The sequence below is a fragment of the Pseudomonas serbiensis genome (assembly GCF_030580745.1).
Classification (GTDB): domain Bacteria; phylum Pseudomonadota; class Gammaproteobacteria; order Pseudomonadales; family Pseudomonadaceae; genus Aquipseudomonas; species Aquipseudomonas serbiensis.
Window position 1 is genome coordinate 1 of record NZ_JAUQOO010000049.1, and the last position, 2572, is coordinate 2572.

Annotated in this window: 2 protein-coding genes; both read left to right on the forward strand. The window is 56.2% G+C overall.

Going from position 1 to position 2572, the window contains the following annotated elements; translation table 11 throughout:
• Window positions 1–115: 115 nt before the first annotated feature.
• Complete coding sequence (gene istA, locus Q6A51_RS27210) at window positions 116–1615, forward strand: IS21 family transposase (RefSeq protein ID WP_304576177.1); 1500 nt, start codon at window positions 116–118, stop codon at window positions 1613–1615.
• Window positions 1608–2411: an IS21-like element ISPsy20 family helper ATPase IstB gene (istB, locus tag Q6A51_RS27215; RefSeq protein ID WP_024677664.1), complete on the forward strand. Its 804-nt coding sequence runs from the start codon at window positions 1608–1610 to the stop codon at window positions 2409–2411. The genes istA and istB overlap by 8 nt, the downstream gene beginning before the upstream one ends.
• Window positions 2412–2572: the final 161 nt, after the last annotated feature.

Genomic DNA, 2572 nt, shown 5'->3' on the forward strand with positions numbered 1-2572 from the left:
TGTTGCCGCTGACCGAAAACTGACCCAGTAGAGGCTGTTCTGCCGACTGAAAACTGACCCAGGTGTTCAACTGCTTCTGCTCACTTTTTGAGCAGGAGAACACAGGGTGATCAGCATGGAAATGTTGGGGAAAATCCGGCGGATGTACTTCCGCGACAAGCTCTCGCTGCATCAGATAGCCAAGCGTACCGGGCTTTCTAGAAACACCATCCGAAAATGGGTCAGAGCGCCCGAAGCCACTCAGCCGGCGTACCAACGGTGCGCGACCTTCAACAAACTCAGCCCTTTCCACGAGATGCTGGAACAGGCGCTCAAGGCCGATTCGTTCCGGCCAAAACACAACCGCAGGAGCGCCAAAGCGCTTTTCGAGCAGATCAAGGCCGAGGGTTACGACGGCGGCTACAGCCAGCTCACGGCGTTTGTACGCTCTTGGCGAGGTGAGCAAGGCAAGTCTTTACGCGCTTTTGTACCGCTGACTTTTGCGCTCGGCGAGGCGTTTCAATTTGACTGGAGCGAAGAGAGTCTGCTGATCGGTGGCCTGTTTCGACGTATCCAGGTCTCCCACATGAAGCTGTGCGCCAGTCGCGCATTCTGGTTGGTTGCGTACCCCAGCCAAGGCCACGAGATGCTGTTTGATGCCCATACCCGTTCGTTTGGAGCGTTGGGTGGCGTGCCACGTCGCGGCATCTACGACAACATGAAAACGGCTGTCGACAAGGTCAACAAAGGCAAAGGCCGCACGGTCAACGCCCGGTTTTCCGTGATGTGCGCGCACTATCTGTTCGATCCGGACTTCTGCAACGTGGCCTCTGGCTGGGAGAAAGGCATCGTCGAAAAGAACGTGCAGGACAGCCGGAGACGAATCTGGCTCGATGCTCAAAACTGTATGTTTCACACCTTCGAGGAACTGAATGTCTGGCTCGGCCAACGTTGTCGGTCGCTCTGGAGCGAACTGGTGCATCCGCAGTACAACGGGCTGACGGTGGCCGAGGTCTTAGAGCTGGAGCAGGTCGAAATGATGCCGATGCCGACGGCCTTTGATGGCTACGTGGAACGCACCGTCCGTGTCTCTAGCACCTGCCTGATCAGCGTGGCGCGCAATCGTTATTCGGTGCCTTGCGAGCGTGTTGGTCAGTGGGTCAGCAGCCGTTTGTACCCTTCGCGGATCGTGGTCATTGCCGACGAAACGGTGATCGCCAGCCATGAGCGCCTCTTTGATCGAGATCAGGTCAGTTTTGACTGGCAGCACTACATCCCACTCATCGAACGCAAGCCTGGTGCACTGCGCAATGGCGCGCCATTTGCTGATCTGCCAAAACCGTTACGGCTTCTCAAACGGGGACTGAGGCGTCACACCAACGGTGATCGAATCATGATGCAGGTACTGGCTGCTGTGCCAATTGCGGGTCTCGAACCTGTGCTGGTGGCGGTGGAACTGGTACTTGAATCGGGAAGTCTGAGCGCCGATCACATCCTCAATGTCCTTGCCCGCCTGACCTCCACCGCACCACCTCCCTGTGTAGAAACCAGCCTGCAACTCAAGGTCGCGCCTGTTGCCAATACGGCGCGCTACGACCGGCTCCGTACGACCGATGAGGAGAATCGCAATGCGTGACCTGATGACTGAACTCAAAGAACTGCGCCTGCACGGCATGGCCAGTGCTTGGGAAGAACTGGTATCTCAAGGAACAGCGTCGACGGCTTCATCGAAATGGCTGCTGGAACATCTGCTTCAGCAGGAACATGCGGATCGCGCGGTGCGCTCGGTGAATCATCAGATGAACATGGCAAAACTCCCCATGCACCGTGACTTAGCTGGCTTTGACTTCAGCGCTTCCAGCGCTGATGCCCGGCTGGTCAGCGATCTATCCAGCTTAGCGTTCACTGAAACCGCGCAGAATGTCGTGTTCATCGGCGGCCCTGGAACCGGGAAAACACACCTGGCCAGTGCCTTGGCTGTATCCGGCATTACGGCCCACAACAAACGCGTGCGCTTTTTCTCCACGGTGGATCTGGTCAATCTGCTGGAGCGTGAAAAGTACGATGGTAAGGCAGGCCGAATCGCCCAGGGACTGCTACGAACAGACCTGGTGATACTGGATGAGCTGGGGTATTTGCCCTTCAGTCAAAGCGGCGGTGCCCTGTTATTTCACCTGCTGTCCAAGTTGTACGAACACACCAGCGTGGTCATCACCACCAACCTCAGCTTCTCGGAGTGGTCGAGTGTGTTTGGCGACGCCAAAATGACTACGGCGCTGCTGGATCGGCTGACACACCACTGCCATATCGTTGAAACAGGCAACGAGTCTTACCGCCTGCAACACAGCACATTGGCTGCCCAGACAAAGATCAAAACACGCGAACGAAAGCGAAAGGACGGAAATGATATCGAGGACGATGAGCCATTTTGATCCGCACCATAAATGCCCTGCTGCATGCGGTGGGGCTTGATGCGTCTTTAATCGGAACACTGCTGCTAAGCTTATCCACAATTGCTGGGACAGAAATCAGCAATCCGTCCTGGGTCAATTTTCAATCGGCAGGGTGGGTCAGTTTTCAATCAGCGCCAACA